Origin of the sequence: Variovorax sp. RCC_210 (assembly GCF_041355175.1) — a bacterium.
GTDB lineage: Bacteria > Pseudomonadota > Gammaproteobacteria > Burkholderiales > Burkholderiaceae_C > Variovorax.
Genome location: NZ_JBFUPJ010000001.1, coordinates 1653594 through 1673279, shown reverse-complemented (window position 1 = coordinate 1673279; position 19686 = coordinate 1653594). Strand labels below are relative to the sequence as shown.

Sequence of the window (19686 nt, the reverse complement as noted above, 5' to 3'; positions counted from 1 at the left end):
CGCCCGCCTCGCCATACGCCGGCACCATGCCGGCGATGGCTGCATTCAAGCTCTCTCTCAAAATCGACCAGGGCGCCACGTTCACGAAGACTGTGACTTGGAAGACTGGAAAGCCGCCTGCGCCGGTCGACCTCACCGGAGCTGCGGCGCGCATGCAGATCCGCGAGAAGCTCGAAGCACCGGAGGTGCTGATCGAGCTCACCACGACCAACGGCGGCATCGTGCTCGGCGCCGCGGTCGGCACCGTCACGCTGCGCATCGAGGCGGACGCGACTGCGGCGATCACATGGCGCACTGCGGTGTATGACCTAGAGGTGGTGTTCGCAGATGGCACGGTGCGCCGCTTGCTGTCCGGCAGCGTCGCGGTCTCCCCGGAGGTCACACGTGGCCCGTGACTGCAACACCGAGTTGCTGGAGATCGTCGAGCAGGAAACGCTGGTTGAAACACAGCGTGAGCTGCTTGTCGAAGTTGCCGATCCCGGTGCCGAGGTCGCCGACATCGAGCCGCCGCAGATGCTGGTCGATACCGAGCCCGACCTGCTGGTGGTTACCGAGGGCGCGCAGATCGTGCTCGTGGACGAGGGTCGGCAGGGCCCACCTGGACCACCCGGCGGCTTGGGGCAGGCCTACGTCGAGTTCCCGGCCGCTGTGCCGCTCGGCGGGCACCGCGCTGTGCGGCTGCTGGCTGGCCAGGCCATCTATGCCGATCACACCGTTGTCGCCGACGCCAATGCGGTGCTCGGCATCACGCGCGGCGCGGTGGAGGAGGGCGCGCTCGCGCAGATCCAGTTCGGCGGCCTCATGACTGAGCCATCGTGGGCATGGACGCCCGACCAGCCTGTCTTCGTCGGCCTGGAGGGCGTGCTCACGCAACCTTCGCCCACCACCGGCTTCAGCCTCATTGTCGGCATCGCCACGCTGCCGACCCAAATTCTCATCGGGGCCAAGGCGCCCATCGTCCTTCAGGAGTAAATCATGGGCACCAACTCGACCAAGAAGTTTCTCAAGCAAGTCTCCGGCACCACCACCGAAGAATTCGCGCTGACCACCAGCGCGGGCGCGGGCGATGCGAACCGCCTGCCAGCCCTGAACGCCGCGGGCGTGCTCGACCCCACGATCGTTAACAGCAAGACTACCAGCGCCGGCGCGGGCGACAGCGGCAAGGTGGCGGCGCTCAACGCGAGCGGCATCCTCGACCCCACGCTGGTCAATTCCACAACCACGTCGGCAGGCGCAGGCTCGGCTGGCAAGGTGGCCGCGCTCGACGGCTCTGGCCGGCTGGACAGCACCATGCTGCCTGTGGGCATCGGCGCCGATACGGCAACGATCCTGGCGAGCGAAGCTCTGTCGGCGGGCAATTTGGTCAACATCTACAACAACGCCGGCACCGCCAACGTGCGTAAAGCCGACGCGACGACCCAAGGCAAGGAAGCGCACGGGTTTGTGCTCGGCGCTGTGGCCAGTGGCGCGAACGCCACGGTGTACTTCGAAGGCACCAACACTGCGATGACCGGCCTGACGCCTGGCCCGCAGTTCCTGAATACCACCGCCGGCGGCGCAACTTCCGCGGCGCCCAGCGCATCCGGGAATGTTGTGCAGCGCCTTGGTATCGCAGTCTCGGCCACGGCGCTGAACTTCGAGGCCAGCGACCCCATCGTGCTGGCGTAACTGGTGGCGGCCAAGCACCCCCTGGTCATCTACTCGGGCAGCATTCAAGAGCTGGCTGCGGCGGATGCCATTCCGATTTCGGACGGTGGAACAGGGGCGACCACGGCCGCTGCGGCGCTGGCGGCGCTGGGTGCACCATCGACAACGGGTGTTGGCGCCAGCGGTAGTTGGGCCATATCGATCTCTGGGAACGCGGCCACGATCACAGGCGCAACTGCCACCAACTTCTTGCTGAGCCAGACAGCTGCTACTGCTGACGCAGCCTCAAACGTCGGTGGATGGAGTGCACGGTTCCTGGCGAGCTCCGCTTCCGACAAGCCTTCTGGCATCGTTGATGGCGCCATCATGTCGATGACGTACAGCGGTGGCGGCTATTCGTACCAGATGACCGGGGATTGGCGCACCCAGAAACTGTGGGTGCGCGGTGCGGTGAGCGGCGTGTGGGGCACATGGGTAGCGCTTGCCACGGAAGGCGGCAACGTCGCGACGGCAACGACCGCCGCGCGCGCCGGCGTGCTGCAAGCAACCGACAACCGCATCCTGAAGCCTTCGGACTTCTCACCATCTGCCGTCGCCGGCATTCCGTGGGGCACGCGCTCGTGGTTCTCGTCCAAGACTGGCATGGAAACCGGCACCGTGGGCACCGATTACGGCGACGTGCTTAGCCTGAGCAACTACACGGATGCCAGCGGCGGGTTGGTCAATGCGCTGTTCATGAGCAAGGGCGGCGCAGCCCTGTATCACTACCAGGGCAGCTGGAACGGCTCGACCTGGAACGTGCCCAAGCAGATCGCCTACACCGATAGCGCCATGTCGGGCAACACCAGCGGCAACGCGGCCACTGCGACTAAGCTGGCCACCCCGCGCGCGATCGGCATCACCGGCGCCATCACTGGCACCGCTACCAACTTCGACGGGTCTTCCGCGATCAACGTCCCAGTGACGGCGGTGGATCTGACCAGCACTGCCATGTCGGGGCTGCTGGGCGTAGACCATGGCTCGACGGGCCAGACCAGCTACACCGTGGGCGAGATGCTCTATGCGAGCGGCACCACCGTGCTGAGCAAGCTGGCGGCCGTGGCAGTCGGCAATGTGCTGCGCTCCGGGGGCGTGGGCGTGGCGCCTGCATGGGGCAAGGTAGGACTTGCCACCGATGTGTCGGGCACGCTGCCGATCGCCAATTTGCCAAGCAACATCGCGACCACCGACACGGCGCAGACGCTCACGAACAAGACGCTAACCTCGCCCGCGATCAACGGAAGCACCATCGTCACGGCGGCGAACTTCACGCACACCAACGCAGGGCCGGTGAAGCACCTGGTGGTCACGGGTTCGTCCGGCTCGGGCAATGACGCCGTGTTGGCGGTGGGCCGCACGGCGACCGACCATTCCGCATACCTGCAATGGGATCAGGCCGGCGCGGTGCGCTGGCAAATGGGCCTGGCGGTCGGCGACACGTCCCACAACCTGCCGCTGTACTACTACGACGCCTCCAACGTCCAGCAATTGTTCGCATACTTCACGCGCGGTGGCACGGCACGTTTCTATTCAGCCATCGAGGCTTCGAGCGGGGTGCAGGTGGGCAGCAGCGCCACCGCGACGCAGAACTTCACCATGCGTGTGGACGGCGCGGGCGGCTTCAAGATCTCGCGCGGCAACGCCACCGGCCCCACCGCCGACCCTGTGGCCATCAGCGCTACGAACGTGGTCACGCTGGCCCAGCCCCTGCCTGTGGGCAGCGGCGGCACCGGCGACACCGGCACGGCCTGGACCAGTGTTGCCGCCACTTTCGCGCCGGTAAGCGGCGCTTTTGCTGATGCCTCCGGACTTGTGTGGCACAAGCGCATTGGCAAGACGGTTTTCATCAACGCCTCGCTGACGATCACGAATAACAACACCGGTGGCGGAGGCGTGCGACTTACCCTGCCGTGGACGGCGAATAACGGTGCCGTGCTGGCTGGGCGGGAGGACGCCGCAACAGGCAACATGCTGCAGGGCGTCTGCACGCTTGGCACGAAGAACTGCACAATCTTCACGTACAACAACAACTACCCCGGCCTGAGTGGTGCTGTTCTCCGGCTCAGTGGTGTCTACGAAACCTCGGATGCCTGAAGCCCGTTCTGACGGATTGCAGTGGAGCGCTATGACCGCTTTTGGAGAACTGCGAGCGGCAGCTCAGGGCCCAAAGCGGAAGTTCAAAGCGCTCAACAGCGGTCGTTCAACAGACTGACCAGCAGCGTCAAGGGTGGACGCCTCGGGTGCCGCCGAATCGGGTCAGAAGGTCAATCATTTCTTGATCCTCCCTGTCCACAGCGGTGTCAAGCGCGGTTTGGCCGCGACGGTCCTTTGCATTCACATCGGCACCAAGTTCAAGCAGCGCCTCCATCACGTCGAGCCTGTCGTCGCTCTCGCTGAGTATGTGCAACGGCGTGCCCTCACCGCCCTCTCTTGCTTCGAGCAACGCCCCTGCCTCGACGAAAAGCCTTGCCATGAAGGGGTAGGCTGCAAGGTGAAGTGGAGTTATCCCCGAGTCATTCTGTGCGTTGACGTTTGCACCCTTCGCGATGAGTAACTTCGCCATTTCAAGCTGATCTTCGCCGGCCACGCCGTGCAACGGCGTGAAGCCCCACTCGTCGGCGGCGTTGACCAATGCTGGGTTTTCGTCAAGCAGACGAGCCACGAGAGCAACGTCTCCAAAAACTGCTGCGTCGTAGATGGGGAGTGGCGGTCGCAACGTAGATCCTTTGTGGCATGAACTACTCGAGGCTCCGAGCACCTCTGTCGGTCCTGGGCGACTATAGCCTTTGCACTGCTGGCGTTGCGGGGCCCTTCCCGGACATTGAGCCTAGACATCCTCGGGAAGAGCAGTAGCAGTCGTTGTGAAAATATCGAAGGAGGCTTTTGTGCCACACATCTCACACCGGATGTGGACTGGCCCATCACGCTCTTGTCCTCCGATTGCCTTCATAAGGTCGTACCGACCCGCGAGCCAACCATTGCACCACTGCACCGCCGCGTCTGAATAGGGCAACTCGCACGCCGGGCAAGTAGTAGAGCGCAACGCTGCGTCAAATTCCTGATGAATGTCGTTTGCAGAGGTCATTGGAATGTCCGCCTTTGGCCGACTAACGTCGGCTACCGCTATTTTCCGTGCTCGAATGGCCCGTGAGAGAAGCCGCAACGCGGACAGGCCTCAACGCGCAAAAGCCAAGCGAGCCACTGGGATACAGGTTGTCGTCGCATACCCTGCCAAACCAGAGCGAGGCCGCAAGCAGGGCACCGAATTGAGATGCATGCTAGGACCAAGAGCAGGCAGGCTCCAACAAGCGCCAATAGCCTTATGGTCGCCACGTCAGCGCCGAACGTCGGCCACCCATGTCGGTGCGAACTGGCAAGCACCCACCAGTGCGCCTGCAAATGCACAAAGCCAGAGCTTCCATCGCTGCGAGGCGACAAGGGCGGTGTTCACAATTTGAGGAGGCATCAGGTATGTCCGGTCCTGGCCGACAGCGGGCTTACTTGCAACTCGTATTACTCAAGTGTCGACGACCGCTCCAACCATTCGCTCGTTGTCATATCTCTAACACCGATCACATGATGGATGTACATCTTGGCATTCTGCAGGCCACCACGTCCGTCCAGTCGGTGCAGAAGGTAGCTGACGGTGATCACTCCACCGCTAGACCAAAGCCGGCGCAGCTCGTTTAGATCGGCGTCAGCGATTTCGTCGTAGCCAGATAAGTTGCCACGTTGCGTCGCGATTGAGTGGCCAAGAACCCGCTCAATCGCATTTCGAGTGCCCTCGTCTATCTCGAATGCCATTTGCACCTCTGTGTGTGTCACCGTCTTCGTTTTGTTCGGCCTGAGGAACGTCTGCTATCAGTCGATGTTCAGCAGACCGGGAACGACTGGTTCTGGCCGAATCGAGTCAAAGCTCGCCCCGTCGGGAAGCAGCCTCCAAAAGGCCCTCAACGTCCATGATGGCTTCTTCATCCATGACCTGCTGCCAAGAAGGTATCGGGCAGCCCGGCTCTTGAACCAGAATGAACAGTTGGCCACCCTCATATAGGCAGTCGACGTAGAACCCTTCAGCGCGACAGCCGGCAATCTCGGCCTCGACTTCACTCGCGGCAACGTCTTTGGCGTTCGGCTTGTCCACCCCTACATAGTGAACGAGTCTGCACGACGACACAGACAAGGGCGAGGACCTGAACGCAGCAATCGCTTGCTGGCAACTCCTGCCCAGTACGGTGTGGTCAATGTCGTTTGGAACTGGCATTTTGGCAAATGGGATGAATGTCCGGTCGTGGCCGGTATCGGCTTTTACTTCTGGTCGATGGTGGCCATTCAGGACCTTAGGAGGCTCTTTGTTGGCGCCATTGTGAGGGATACCTCGGTGCAGCCTTGCCCACAAGAGACACTGGGATGCACTCCCGAACCGGGACGGTGGAAAACCAGAGGTGAACCACAGCGGCTGCAGTTGAGGCTTTCACCGGCCATGACTGCATGCACCATCGCGTCCATAGCTTCCAGCTCTCGAAGCAACTCACAACGTTTGGGGTCATTGGTGGCGCTCACACTGACTTCTCTTACGAGATTGATGGAAATGTCCGCTGCTGGCCGAGGGCGGCCAAAAGAGCGCATTCTGCCCTGTCTGCGGCAAGGCCAAGGCAAGCAACGCCACTGATAGCGCCATCGTTCTGGCAAGCACACGACGGCATCATCCCGGCGGCCGCAGGTTAGGAGCGCAGCTTTGGAAACGGTTTGGCTCAAGGGGCGCTGGTCGGGACGCAAGGCGCCCCAGTGCTCATGCTGGGACGGTCCCTCGGCGCGGCCCCTTGTAGGGGTTGAGGACGGGCGGACCGCCGAGAAAAATGGCCGATCAACATTCTCAGAGGTGGCCTATGCATGGCTTTCATCCAAGCTCGAGGAGCAAGCCTGACCAAAACCAGCGTGGCTTCCGTCGAGGCATGGCGAACGGTGGTCCGGTCCGCGGGCCTGGCTCTGGCACGTCGGACTCGATCCAAACCGCTGTCGAAGATGGCTCGTACATCATGCCGGCTGATTCGACGGCACAAATCGGGGAAAAGAGCCTTGCAGGGATGGGCGCTCCAGTTCCCGTGAACTTGAGCAATGGTGAGTACCAGTTGCCGCCCGACCAGGTGCACGCCATCGGAGTGCAGGCGTTGGACCAAATGAAGGACGCCACCCATGTGCCCACCGACTCGCAGCCGGCCGGTTTCAAGCCTGAGCTGTTTTTCGCGAACGGTGGTGTGGTCAATGAAGAAGCGCGCTGGCGGCCAAACAGCTTTGGGGACACCGCCGCAGCCGCCTCGAATCCCGGAATGACTCAGGTGCGTGGGTTTTCGGCTGCACCGGCGGCGCCTACGCCTGGTGTGGATGTCAGCGCAAGTATTCCGGCTCCGTTGCCCATGCTCTCGGCGTCGCTGCTACCCAGCCCTCAGGCTGCGCAGCTGGCCGCCAATTCCCCAAGCCCTCCCGTCGCTCCTGGTTCTGGCCGCGGCTTTGCCGGAGCTGCTGCCACGAGCCCGGCGCCGGCATCCGGCGACGGCCAAGGCTTCGGGGCGAACCTCTTGCCTCAGCACCGCTCTGACGGCTCTGGATGGCGAACCCAGGCCGTGCTGCGCGGCACCGGGGAAGATGTCGCCGACCAGTGGAAGCAAGGCCAGTACATGCGCGGAGCCGGCACGCTGGTGCGGGGCACGCTTGCGGCGGTCCCAGCTGCATTCGCGGATGCCGGCGACGACCTGATGAACTTGGCACAGCCTGCGGTCAATTTTGGAAAGGGTTTGCTCGGTTCGGAAGTGCCCGCAGCGGCCGTTCCTGGCGGCGCGCCGAAGCCGGGCTCCTCGGCGGTAAAACCCGGTGCGACCAGCTCGGTTGTGCCGACAACCGCGCCAATCCCCAGCGCAGCGGCACCCGTCGGCTCAGCTGCCGGCTTTGGCCCGCTTTCTGCCGGCGGCATCGTCACAGACCTGGGAGGGTGGAGTGCGCCAGCGGCGGACCGTCTTGCGCAAGTCAATCGGGACATCAGCTTTCAGAAAGACAAGCAGACTTGGCGCAACCCTAGCGACCCGACGCCCGGTCTCACCGTGATCGGGAACCCCGGGCCGGCCGCAGCGCAATCCATGTTCGATGGCGCCGCAATGCGCACCGCAGCTGCGCGCGGATCTTGGTCGCCGCGTCGAGGCTTCCAGTCCGACGACGGTGCGATTCGGGCAGCAGCGCTGCCGGTGCAGGCCCAGCAGCAGACGGACATCGAGGCGGGCCGGCAAGCCGGCGAAACCCAGCGTGCGCAGATGGGGTTTCAGTCCGCGGGTCAGCGGGAGGCCATGCGCGTTGCAGCCGACACCCAGCGCGATACCGCGGGCAGTGCGATCGCACGCGAACGTCTTGCCCTCGATTCGACCGCAGCTGGATTTCAGACCCGCGCTGCGCGCCAGCTGGAGAACCTGCAGACCGCTTATGCGAGTGCCAAGCCGGAAGACCGGGCCGCCATCGCGCAGCAGATCCGAGAGATTCAGGGCAAGGAAAAGCCGGAGTCGTGGAAGGCGGTTGCACTGCCTGGCAGCACCGACGCAATGGGCAACAAGACCGAGGGCGTGCTGGCAGCTGTGAACCAGCGCACGGGCGAAATGAAAAAGTTCGATGCGCAGGGCGGAGCAACTTCGCCTATCGCGCAAAACCCGCAGGCTCTGGCCATCAAGAACAATGCGAACCTGAGCCTCGAACAGAAGCGCGCAGCGCTGCAGAAGCTCGGGTACAGCTAGTTCACTTGTTGCATGCCCCCAGAAAGGTATCGATCTCTCCGCAGGGCTTGGCGGACTGCGTCGGTCGCGTGCCACCGCGCTCCGCAGCGCTATGCGGAAGGGTCGAGCCCATACGGTTCGGCACGGTCTCGGCGACATCGACCACGATGAAGGCCAGAGCGATGAACCCAAGGACCACGCTGATGCGTGCCAAGGCTGGAAGAACTGGATTTCGCGGGTTGCCGGCGAACGCCGAGCGCCAGATGCCAACCAGCACGATGGTGAAGTAGGCGATGTAGAGAAACTTGGCGATCAGCTCGGCCCAGCCCTCAAGAGGGGCGAGCCAGAAGAACGCTTTCCAGATGATGCCGCCCAAGATGCCCAAGAGCCAGAAGGCCCGCCACAACTTGACGCGCCCACCCCAAAGGTCTGAAACGAAACCCATGCCCCCTCCATTGCAGTGAATGCAACGGAATGTAGCAGGGTGGGCCTTTGTAGAGTTTGCTCAGAGAGGGCGCCCATCGGCCGATTGCCAATCTGAATGAAGTTCCGAAGGCTACGCCGAAGACTCATCGTGAATGCCAACGGACAAGGTCCTGTTCAGCATCTTGAATCGGCAACTGAACTAGTCGTCGCTTCGCCAACTTGAATCGTGTAGCGTTACGCGCTACAATCGTCGAATGATAAAAACCTGGCGCCACAAGGGGCTGGAAGAATTCTTCCTGACGGGAAAGAAGAAGGGCATCCAGCCCCACCATGCAGACAAACTTCGGCGCCTGTTGGGCGTGCTGAATGCTGCATCTAGTGCCGACGCTATGAATTTGCCTGGATTCAGTTGGCATGCCTTGGCTGGCGATCTGGCTGGGCACTGGGCTGTTTCGGTCAATGGGAATTGGCGCGTGACATACACCTTCGAGGGCGGGGACGCAATCTTGGTCGATTACCAGGACTACCACTGAAAGGAATAGTGATGACTAACATGTTCAACCCCCCCCATCCTGGCTCGATCCTTCGGGAGGACGTGCTGCCTGCGATGAAGCTGACTGTTACGGAAGCGGCGACGCAGCTGAAGATCTCTAGGCCGGCGCTATCGCGCGTCGTCAATGAGCACGCAGCAATCAGCGCCGAGATGGCCATCCGCCTAGCTGAATGGCTTGGTGGTGATGCGGGTTTGTGGTTACGGATGCAGGCTGAGTACGACTTATGGGAAGCTCGGAAGCAACATAGAGTCAAGATCAAGAAGGCTGTGCTCGATCACATGGTTGCCGCGGCGGAAGATGAGCGTTTCGCGCTTGCGGCTTAAGGATTCCGTAAATCCTGGCGAACGGCCCTTCTGGGGCCGTTTTGCTTTTCGCTAGCAACGTACCCCCTTGTAGGGCTCGCTTCAGGAAACGGACCTTGGCAGAGTGGGGCGGATGGACACCCACACCGATCTTAAACGTGGTTCGGCAGCGACCGCTGCGGCTCGACCTATTGGCGCGAGGAGGGTGGCGGAATGACGTTTAGTACCCAAAGGACGGGGCTGCACATGCCTGGAAAGAAGGAGCACGCGAGCTCGCGAGCGAGCGCTGCGATACGGGTGGGTGAGGAGATTAATCGACGATATGTTGTCGAACGTCTTCCTCTACCGGCTCCAGATAAATGCTGGCGCGCACTCCGCCTGGCTGCCCGGTGCCTTCCAGCTTTCGTCGTGCTCGCTGCACTGTTAACAATGCTTCTGAGGCGGGGATGACTTGCAACGTCATCAAGGTATCGAGGATTTCACATTGCAGTGCTAACGCAGCACCCGCGAGAGTCAGTGCCGTATTCGTCGCATCAGGATCCGTCATTTTGTCTGCCCCTCGCGGGGTCCGTGTTGTGGTGACCGGACTCTACCCCGCGAGGGGCGGACCCCTATAGGGTTCGACGCCCGGAGCCCTCGGCGGAAGACTGGGGGCATGAGCGACATTGACCAATTCCTGACTGACGCAACTCCAGCGGCGCCAGCTCCGAACAAGCCTAGCCAGGAAGCCAGTCAGATCGATAGCTTCCTCAATGAGGGAGGCGATGGCTCCTTCGCCCGCGGCTTCAAGACCGCAATGCGCCAGGTGCCCCAGACCATTGGCGGCACCATTGGCCTCGTAGGCGATGCAGTTGGCTCCGATGCCGTGCGCGACTACGGCATGGACATCTACAACAAGCAGTCCGAGAAGATCAAGGATCTATCGCGCGACAGCGATTCATTCACCAACGTCCTTCAGGGCAACGCCGACCCGGTTGAATTTCTGAAGTACGGCACGGGTTACGTCGGCGGCCAGGCGCTCACGGCGTTGGCCACCGGCGGCGTGGGCGGCTTCGTCGGCAAGAAGGTTGCGCAGCGCGGAATCAGTGAGGCGGTAGGCGAGGAGGCGGCGAAAATTGCAGCGCGTCGCGGCGCAGCGATCGGTGCCGGAACTGCCGTTGGGGGCAACAACCTAGTGCAGGAGGCCGGCTCGATCTATCCCGAGGCCGTGGAGCAGGCGCACAAAGACGGCAGAGAGCTCACTGGTGGCGACCTGGCGCGCGTTGCAGGTGCTGCTGTCGGTGCGGCCGCGGTCGACACTGCCGCGGATGCTCTCATGTTCAAAGGGCTGGCGCACGGCGGCTCTTCGGCGCCCAGCATCATCGGGCGCGCCGCTCGCACCGTGCCAACGGCCATGGCGCGCGAAGGTGTGACCGAGGGTCTACAGACCGGTATCGAGCGTTGGGGCGCGCAGCAGAACCTGACGGACGGAGAAGCAATTCGCGACTACGTGGACTCGACTGCGCTTGGCGCGCTGGGCGGCGGTCTCGGCGGTGCTGGTGCGGCGATTCAACGCCGGGCGGACGCGCCCGCAGCAACGCGCACATCTGAATCGCCGGCTGAACCCGCCGAGGAGCCGCTGCAGCTCGGCCACGAGCCCGATCCGCTGGTGGCGTTTCCCGATGGAACGGTGGGCCGGCAGACCGATGTGGATGCGTACCTCGCCCGTCTGCCTGAAGATCAACGGGCGGCAGCGCGTGCGGGCCTGATGGGCATGGCCCCGCAGCCATCGCGTCCAACGACCGAATCAGCTGCAGGCGCGCCGGCCGTGCGTGCCGCACCGTTGCCGTCGCAAGCCATGGGCATCGACCCGGCTTCCGGTCCCCTGTCCACCGGCGCAGCCATCGCGGTGGACTCCGGCGCGCACGGGCAGCTGCTGCAAGACGCTCAGAGCCAAGCAGACTCTGCCGCGCTTGCCGAGCAAGACCAGGCGGAGGCAGCGAATCGCGCGGCGCCGCCGGTGCTCGACTATTCCGACCTCGATCCGCGCGATCGCGCGCTTTACGACGACTACTACCGCTCGCTCGATCGTGAGACCGAGGGCCACATGGCCGCCGCGCTCGAGAGCGACGTGCCCGACTTCGGCGCGCGAAACGTCACCGATGAACAATTCCTCCGCGCCATGGGCGCGAACGACCAGGAGATTGCAGATGTCATTCAAGCTGCCCGCGGAGCCGCAGGCCCGGAAGAAGGTGCTGTCCGCGCTGCTGCGCCTGCGGCAGATGTCGCCGAAGGCGCGAGATCGCCTGCTCGAGCAGATCCGGTCGAGCAAGGACAAGCCAAACCCGCGCAAGTAGCCGCAGAAGCGCCCACGGCGGCAGGCGCTGCGCCTGGCCTGGCCGGGGACGCTCCGGCCAGTGTGGAGGAGGGTATTGTCCGTGCGCGCACGCGTCGCAGCCCCTCGTCAGCGTCTGCCGCCGCACCCGTGCAGGCTCCGGTCGCCGCAATAGCGCCAGCAGCGCGGCGCGAGAAGGCAGTCCGCCGCGTGGAAGAAGGCAAGGCATGGTTCCTATCTCGCGACAAGGCTCAGGCCTTCGTGGACACCTCGGGTATCGCGGACACCCACGAGGTGGTTCCCGACAAACGTCGATTCGTCGTCCGGGCCAAGGCCACGAACCAGCAGACGCAACCGCAAGGAGGTGAAGATGTTGCAGCCGCACGAGGTGTTCGGGTGGCAGATGACGGCGCACGCGGCGCTGCTGGTGCTGCGCCGAACGCGGCAGGCCGGCCGGCACGAGGCGCGCAGCCTAATGAACGTGCTGGAGCGGGAGGAGTCGATTCCGCCGCATCTGTTTCCCCTGTGCTCGAAGCTGTACCTGATGCAGCTCGCGCCGGCGAGCGTCAGCCTGCACTGAGTGAAGGCCCGGCGCCCGCCGCCTCAGTGGACGCTTCCGCGCACGAAGCCGCCACGAGCCCGCGGAATGACACCCCCGCGCCTACGCAGGCGCAGAAGGAGGCCGGCAACTACAAGATGGGCCACCTGTCCGGCGACGAGGTGCAAGGCCTGCGCATCAGCATTGAGAACCCGCAGGGCAGCACGCGCAGCGGCACCTCGCCGGACGGCGCTGAGTGGAACAACACGATGGCCGCGCACTATGGCTACGTCAAGGGCACCGAGGCTGCTGACGGCGACCATGTAGACGTGTTCGTCGGCCCGCACGCCGCTACCGCACCCACGGTCTACGTGGTGGACCAGGTCAACGCAGATGGCTCCTACGACGAGGCCAAGGCCCTGTTCGGCTTCAACACGAAGGCCGAGGCCGTGGCCGCGTACCTCGGCAGCTACGACGCTGACTGGAAGGTGGGACCGATCACGGCCATGTCAGTGGACGAGTTCAAGGCCGGATTGGCAGCGGGCCGCTTCAAGAAAGCGTTGTCGCCGAGCTTGCAAGCGGTTGCCAAGCCTGCTCGCGGCGTGTTGGCGAAGATGCAAAAGGCGAAGGCCACCAGCGCGCCTGAGCCCGCCGCGACGTCCCAGCGTGACGAGAAGATCGTGGACTTCGGCGAAAAGATCGGAGGTGCCCGGAAAGATCGCGCCGAGAAAACCGGTGCTCGCGCTACGGCGGCGACGCCGAAGGACGGGCGCCCGGCGTGGGCGCGCCGCTTCGAGGTGTCGCAGATCGCGAAGAGCCGAGACGGCAGTGAGGACGGGCATTGGGTCATTCGTGATTCGCGTTCGCTCGACTTTATGAAGCAGGCCCGGCAGGTGGGCCGCGAAACCTACGCAACCCGCGAGGAAGCGGAGGCTGCGGTTCCTCTTGCGGCTGTCTCCCTGAAGCACCGCGTGACGTTCACGCGAGACGGCAAGTTCGAGATCTGGCGCGACGTGACCGACCGCAAGCGCGTCAAGGTGGTGGAACAGTCTTTCGACACGCGCGAGGACGCACTGCGCTACCTCGCCGAGAACGCCCCGGCGATCATCGAGACCAACACCACTTTCGGGGAAGCGGATCTGCCGCGCCCCGCAAGTGAGCAGCGCATCGGCGCCGCGCGCCGCACGGGCGACGTGAAGGACGGCGACTTCGGCGACACCTTCGGCTTCCGCGGGGTGGAGTTCGGCAACTGGAACAACCAAGCCGACCGCCAGCAGCTGCTGAACGATGCATACGATGGCCTGCTGGACCTGGCCGATGTCATGGGCATCCCGCCGCGGGCCATCAGCCTCGACGGTGAACTCGCTTTGGCATTCGGAGCTCGCGGCAGCGGCTTAAGCGGCGCGCGCGCGCACTACGAACCTGAAAAGGCCGTCATCAACCTGACGAAGATGAACGGCGCTGGCTCCCTGGCGCATGAGTGGTTCCACGCCATGGACCACTACTTCGGGCGGCAGGATGGCAAGGCGCCCACCGAGTGGGTGACGGACAAGGACGGCACACGCTCGCTCAAGGTGAACAGTGATTTCGAGCGCAATGCCGCCAGCGGTGGCACGCGCGGGGAGCGCTCGGGCATGCGCGCCGAGGTTCAGGACGCCTACCGCACGCTCATGAACACCATCACGCGCAAGGCGGAGCAGTACACCGAAGATACGGCGAAGGCCGACAAGTTCGTCGCGACGTCTCGCAATGAGGTGGAGATCCGACTGGCGAGCATCCGGAAAAACCTCTCGGAGAAGCTCCCCGACTACTTCAAGCGCAACAACAAGCCGGCCACGGCCGAGCAGTTGGCCGAGTTCGACACGCTGGCGCAACAGATCATCAACGGCGAGGCTCTGGAACTGCGCGTGCAGTCGAAGAACCCCAAGGCAGCCGCGCGCCTGGCCGGCTTTCGTTGGACCAATGACGTTCTGGAGAAGATGAGCGGCATCCTGAAGGCTGTGCGCGGCCAGGCTGGGTTCACCGCAGATCAGAAAGGCACGCTGGATACGCTGCGCGGCGACATGCAGCGCTACAGCCAGCGCCTGAAGATGTTGGCCGACGCACAGGAGAGCACCGAGAAGACGCGCGCCGTGCCCACCAGCTTCGCCATGGATGCGCGCGAGTTGGACCAGGGCCGCGGGCAAGACTACTGGACCACGCCGCACGAGATGGCCGCGCGAGCCTTCCAGGGCTACGTGGAGGACAAGATCGCAGAGCGTGGCGGCACGAGCCCTTTCCTGAACTACGGCCCGGAGAACGCCGGCATCCTGACGCCTTGGGGGGTCAAGCGGCCCTTCCCGCATGGTGCCGAGCGTGTCGCCATCAACAGCGCGCTGGACAAATTGGTCGGCGTGATTCAGACGCGGGAAGGCGAGGGCGGCAACATGGCGTTGTTCCGCCGCTCGGACGACGGGCTGGCCAACATGACCCCGGCGGCCGCCGAGGCCATGCGTGCGCTGAGCCGGATGCCGTACTCGCCGAGGGCTCGCATGCAGGCTGTGGAGAGCGTGCAGAAGACGGTCGACGCGGTCCGTGCGAATTGGGCCAACGCACCTGATGTGGTGGTGGCGTTCGACATGAACGATGCAGTGGTGCCAGAGGCGGCGCGCCGCGCCGATCTGCGCCAGCGCAGCGGCGGTGCCCGCGGTGCGCCCGAGGGCTTCTACTATCGCGGCAAGGCCTACCTGATGGCATCGAGGCTGGCCAGCCAAGAGGATGCGGCGCGCGTGCTTTACCACGAGGTGCTCGGCCACCACGGGCTGCGTGGCCGCTTTGGCAAGCAGCTCGACGGCGTGCTCAACCAGATCGCGACGATGCGGCGCGCAGACGTGGACGCAAAGATCCGCGAGTACGGCCTGCGAGGCGTCAGCAAACTGGACCGCCGCGCGGCCGCCGAAGAGGTGCTGGCGGAGATGGCGCAGAACACGCCCGAACTGCACTTCGTGCGCCGGGCAGTGGCTGCCATCAGGACCTGGTTGCGCGCACACGTGCCGGGCTACCGTGGCCTACGACTGACAGACGACGAGATCATCCGCAACTTCATCCTCCCGGCGCGCCAGTTCGTGGAGCGCGGCGCAGGCGCAACCAAGCCAGGTGCGCAGCTCGCATTCAGCCGTGTAGAGGGCGCCGACGTGGATGCCGAGAGCCGCGCGTTTCTCGATGGAGCGCCGGTGGCGGAGATGAGCGGCAAGGAGTTTGCGTCCGACGGCGTGCCGCTGACGGAGAAGGTGACCCAGTTCTACGAGAACACCGGCAACACGCAGGTGGACGTGGCGGGCATCGGCCTGGTGTCACTGGACCGGCAGGCGGTGAAGAGCAGCTTGTTCCACGGCATCGGCCGGGACAAGGCAACTGCCTTTGCCGCGGTGCCCGACGTGTTGAAGAACGGGAAGATCATCCACGCCGAGGCGATGGAAGGCTCGCGCGACGCCGGCATGGTCTACCACGTGGCCGCGCCGGTACGCATCGGCGATCGCGACATGGTGGAGGTGGTGCTGGTAAGGGCGGACTCGAATGCCAAGCGCATGTACGTGCACGAGGTAGTCCTGAAAGAAAAACTCCGGCAGACCGCCTTCAAAACTGGTGCAGATGCAGCGGAAGCTGGGGTGCAGGCCAGAGCGGGTGCCGGAGCAATTCGTAGTGTCCTCGATCGCATCTACACCGTCAACCCGGCGGGCGCGTCCGCCGCGACCGCCGACCAGACCGGAACGCCGGCGTTTCGTGCCTGGTTCGGGGACAGCAAGGTTGTCGACGGCGAAGGCAAACCGCTCAAGGCCTACCACGGTACCGACCAGGCCTTCACAGCCTTCGATGACGAGTTCATCGGGGAGGGCAACGGAAACACCGACTGGGGCAACGGCTTCTACTTCACCGACTCGAAGCAGGCGGCGGACGGCTATGCGCAGGGCGAAGAAGGTCGAACGCTCGAGGTCTACCTGTCGATCAAGAACCCCGCTCCGATGGAGGTTGTCAACGAGGTGATGGAGCAGCCGGGGGCCGAAATGGACGCGGACTATGTCCGGCAGGAGCTGGCCAGCCGCGGCTACGACGGCATCATCGTGAACCACAAGGGCGGCGAGCGCGAGTTCGTTGCCTTCCAGCCGACGCAAATCAAGAGTGCGACCGGCAACGCTGGCACCTTCGATGAGTCGAACCCGGACATCATGTTCAGCCGGTCGACCGTGGGCGAGTACGCGCGCACCGCAGCCGCCGAGCTGAACAAAACGTTCTCGGCGCCTGGCCGGCTCAGCTGGTGGCACAAGACGATCGGCACCATGTACAACCTGGCCGAACGCTCGCCGGCGTTCAAGCCCGTGTTCGATGCCGCGCAGGGTTTCGTCGACGACGTGAGCCACTACGCGACCGACGCGGCCGAGTTGGCACCCAAGCTGCTGCCGAAGCTGGAGACGTGGCGCGACATCAAGAAATCGCCTATCTCGGCTGCCGACAACACGGCGGTGGCCAAGCCCGTCTTCGAGGGCACGCTGACCTGGGCGCGAGACGAGCAGGGCAAGCCGGTGCAGGTACAGACCCTGATCGACGCCGCAGCCGGCCTTACCGCCGAGCAGAAGGCCCAGCGCCTGCTGCGCAACGGGCAGATCGACGAGCGCATGCTGAAGGCTTGGCAGGGCATGCCGCTCGAATCCTATGAGAAGGCAGTGGCATCGCGCTACGAGTCGCGCATGTTGCAGCCCGGCGTGGTCTGGAGCGACGCCGAGCTGCGCAGCATCTTCCAGCTGACCGACGACCAGGTCGCGCTGTACCAGGAGTTCCGGGACGCCACGAACCGCAGCCTCGACACCATGGCGCGCGCCGACATGCTGCGCTTCGCCGGCGACGACGCGAAGGGCCTGCGCGCGATGGTGATGGATGCGCCGGACGCGCAGACGGCGGCGGTGCTGATTCGCGACCACTTGGCGCAGCTGGCCAGCGACCAGCCCGACCGTTACACGCTGCTGATGAACACTGCCAACGGCATCATCGATCGGGCCGACAAGGTGCGCGATCTGCAGGCCCGCGGCTACGCGCCCCTGTCGCGCTTCGGCCGCTACACCGTCGACGTCGTGGACGCGAAGGGCGAGCGGCAGTACTTTGGTCTCTTCGAGACCGCGCGCGAGGCGAACACGATGGCCGCGAACATGCGCGGCGAGTTCGGTGACGCCGCGGTGAGCCAAGGCACGCTGTCCGAGGAGGCCTTCAAGATGTTCGCCGGCGTGACGCCCGAGACGCTCGAGCTCTTCGGCAACGCCCTGGGTCTGGACTCGACCGGCGATCGCGCGCAGGACCAGGCGTTCCAGGAGTACCTCAAGCTCACGAAGACCAACCGCAGCGCGATGCGCCGGCTGATCCACCGCAAGGGCATCGCCGGCTTCAGCGAAGACGTGGGCCGCGTGCTGGCATCGTTCATCTACAGCAATTCCCGTCAAACGGCCGCCGGCTTGAACATGGGGGACCTGGGCGAAGCGGTCAACGCGATCCCGAAGCAGCAAGGGGAGCTGATGGACGTGGCCGTGCGCCTGGCGGAGTACGTGAAGAACCCGCAGGAGGAGGCGCAGGCCGTGCGCGGCCTGCTGTTCGCGCAGTACTTGGGCGGTTCGATCGCATCGGCGTTCGTGAACATGACGCAGCCGGCCGCTGTGACCTTCCCGTGGCTCAGTCAGTACGGCGGCGCGCGCAAGGCGGCCGCGGCGCTGGGCACCGCAGCCAAGAACATGGCCACGAGGGGCTTCGAGTACGAGCCGGATCTGGCGAAGGCGCTCAAGACCGCCGAGGAGGAGGGCGTGGTCAGCCCGCAGGAGGTGCACCAGCTGATGGCGCAAGCCCGCGGCTCGGGCTCGCTACGCGCCGGAGACGGCACGCGGCTGGGTGAGGCACGTGCCGCCGGCCAGAACGCGCTGGCGCGGCTGTCTCTCGCATGGGGCAAGGTGTTCGGCGCGGCCGAACAGGTGAACCGCCGCATCACCTTCATCGCCGCGTACCGCGTGGCGCGCGATCGCGGAGAAGCTGACCCGGCGGCGTTCGCCAGCCGGGCCGTGAAGGAAACGCAGTTCGTCTACTCGAAGGCATCGAAGATGCAGTGGGGGCGCGGCGCTGTGGGCGGCACGCTGATGACCTTCAAGACCTACTCCATCGCCTATCTGGAGCTGCTGCACCGCATGTACACCCAGGGGGGCCCCGAAGGGAAGCGCGCCGCGCTTCTGGCGCTGGGCACGCTGATGATGATGGGCGGTTCGGGCGGGCTGCCTTTCGCGGAAGACCTCGAGGATGTGATTGACGGTCTCGCGCAGCTGCTGGGCTACAACTTCTCGGCTAAGAAGGCGCGGCAAGAAGCACTGGAGGCGATGCTGCCGAAGGGCATCGCTGACTTCTTGGACAAGGGCGTGAGCGGCCTGCCGGGCGCGCCGCTCGATGTGTCGGGCCGGCTGGGCATGGGCAACTTGGTCCCGGGCACGGACCTGCTGCAGCAGAAGACCAGCCACACGCGCGACGTGCTGGAAATCGCCGGGCCTGCCGGCGACTTCGCGAGCCGCATCTTCTCGGGCGCGCTCCACGTGGCGACTGGCCATGTTGGAGCCGGGCTCCTGGAGGTGTCGCCCGCGGCGGTGCGCAACGCGGCCAAGGGTGTCGACATGGCCGCGACCGGCATGTATCGGGACGCCAAGGGCTACAAGGTGCTAGACACCAACCACCTGGAAGCGGCGCTGAAGGCGATCGGATTTCAGCCCCAGAGCGTGGCCACCATCCAGGAGGCCAACAGCCTCAACCAGCAGGCGAAGGGCTTCTACAACCTGCGGGCGCAGGAAATCCGTGGCCAGTGGGCCGCCGGCATCTTCGAGAGGGACGAGGGAAAGGTGCGCGACGCGCGCGCAGCCGTCGCGGAGTGGAACGCCAAGAATCCCGAGCAGCCCATGCTGATGCGCATTCCCGATGTCATGCGTCGGGTGCGCGAAATGCAGAAGCCGAAGGACCAGCGCATCGCCGACACCGCCCCGCGAGCTATGCGCGCCCAGATGCGACAGGACGCTGCCCGGGCACAAACGTCGGATCTCTGATGCTTTGCTGCGGCGGCTAG

General features: G+C 64.5%; 13 protein-coding genes. 8 read left to right on the top strand and 5 right to left on the bottom strand.

From position 1 onward, the window contains the following. Positions 1-26: 26 nt before the first annotated feature. The 4 genes from AB6807_RS07880 to AB6807_RS07865 are packed head-to-tail and all read left to right on the top strand — an operon-like array spanning position 27 to position 3780. The gene (locus AB6807_RS07880; protein WP_371084114.1) at positions 27-395 is read left to right on the top strand and encodes a hypothetical protein; all 369 of its coding nucleotides are present in this window, start codon (positions 27-29) and stop codon (positions 393-395) included. Next, positions 385-972 carry a hypothetical protein gene (locus AB6807_RS07875; RefSeq protein WP_371084113.1) on the top strand — a complete coding sequence of 196 codons (588 nt, stop codon included), beginning with the start codon at positions 385-387 and terminating at the stop codon, positions 970-972. The genes AB6807_RS07880 and AB6807_RS07875 overlap by 11 nt, the downstream gene beginning before the upstream one ends. Before the next feature lie 3 nt (positions 973-975). Further along, positions 976-1668 (top strand): hypothetical protein, encoded by a 693-nt coding sequence (locus AB6807_RS07870; protein WP_371084112.1) that lies wholly within the window; start codon positions 976-978, stop codon positions 1666-1668. A 3-nt stretch (positions 1669-1671) separates the two neighbouring features. Further along, complete coding sequence (locus AB6807_RS07865; protein ID WP_371084111.1) at positions 1672-3780, top strand: hypothetical protein; 2109 nt, start codon at positions 1672-1674, stop codon at positions 3778-3780. Between the two features lie 127 nt (positions 3781-3907). Here the strand turns inward: AB6807_RS07865 and AB6807_RS07860 are convergent, their stop codons facing one another. The 3 genes from AB6807_RS07860 to AB6807_RS07850 all read right to left on the bottom strand — a co-directional run bounded on the left by AB6807_RS07860 (position 3908) and on the right by AB6807_RS07850 (position 5827). Next, complete coding sequence (locus tag AB6807_RS07860) at positions 3908-4444, bottom strand: ankyrin repeat domain-containing protein (protein WP_371084110.1); 537 nt, start codon at positions 4442-4444, stop codon at positions 3908-3910. A gap of 755 nt (positions 4445-5199) precedes the next feature. Beyond that, positions 5200-5490: a hypothetical protein gene (locus tag AB6807_RS07855; protein ID WP_371084109.1), complete on the bottom strand. Its 291-nt coding sequence runs from the start codon at positions 5488-5490 to the stop codon at positions 5200-5202. A 106-nt stretch (positions 5491-5596) separates the two neighbouring features. After that, positions 5597-5827 carry a hypothetical protein gene (locus AB6807_RS07850; RefSeq protein WP_371084108.1) on the bottom strand — a complete coding sequence of 77 codons (231 nt, stop codon included), beginning with the start codon at positions 5825-5827 and terminating at the stop codon, positions 5597-5599. An 895-nt stretch (positions 5828-6722) separates the two neighbouring features. Here AB6807_RS07850 and AB6807_RS07845 point away from each other — a divergent pair. Then, entirely contained in the window at positions 6723-8459 is a 1737-nt protein-coding gene (locus AB6807_RS07845; protein ID WP_371084107.1) for a hypothetical protein, read from the top strand. Position 8460: 1 nt separating this feature from the next. On the opposite strand, the gene AB6807_RS07840 is transcribed toward AB6807_RS07845, so the two are convergent. Further along, positions 8461-8883 carry a hypothetical protein gene (locus AB6807_RS07840; RefSeq protein ID WP_371084106.1) on the bottom strand — a complete coding sequence of 141 codons (423 nt, stop codon included), beginning with the start codon at positions 8881-8883 and terminating at the stop codon, positions 8461-8463. A 235-nt stretch (positions 8884-9118) separates the two neighbouring features. Here AB6807_RS07840 and AB6807_RS07835 point away from each other — a divergent pair, with 235 nt between their 5' ends. Together AB6807_RS07835 and AB6807_RS07830 are read left to right on the top strand one after the other, a co-directional pair. Next, positions 9119-9397, top strand: a complete 279-nt coding sequence (locus tag AB6807_RS07835; protein WP_371084105.1) for a type II toxin-antitoxin system RelE/ParE family toxin — start codon at positions 9119-9121, stop codon at positions 9395-9397. A gap of 11 nt (positions 9398-9408) precedes the next feature. Then, positions 9409-9741: a HigA family addiction module antitoxin gene (locus AB6807_RS07830; RefSeq protein ID WP_371084104.1), complete on the top strand. Its 333-nt coding sequence runs from the start codon at positions 9409-9411 to the stop codon at positions 9739-9741. A gap of 289 nt (positions 9742-10030) precedes the next feature. On the opposite strand, the gene AB6807_RS07825 is transcribed toward AB6807_RS07830, so the two are convergent. Next, on the bottom strand, positions 10031-10267 hold the full coding sequence (locus AB6807_RS07825) for a hypothetical protein (protein WP_371084103.1): 237 nt from the start codon (positions 10265-10267) through the stop codon (positions 10031-10033). Positions 10268-10375: 108 nt separating this feature from the next. Here AB6807_RS07825 and AB6807_RS07820 point away from each other — a divergent pair, with 108 nt between their 5' ends. Next, positions 10376-19666: a PLxRFG domain-containing protein gene (locus AB6807_RS07820; protein WP_371084102.1), complete on the top strand. Its 9291-nt coding sequence runs from the start codon at positions 10376-10378 to the stop codon at positions 19664-19666. Positions 19667-19686 lie beyond the last annotated feature (20 nt).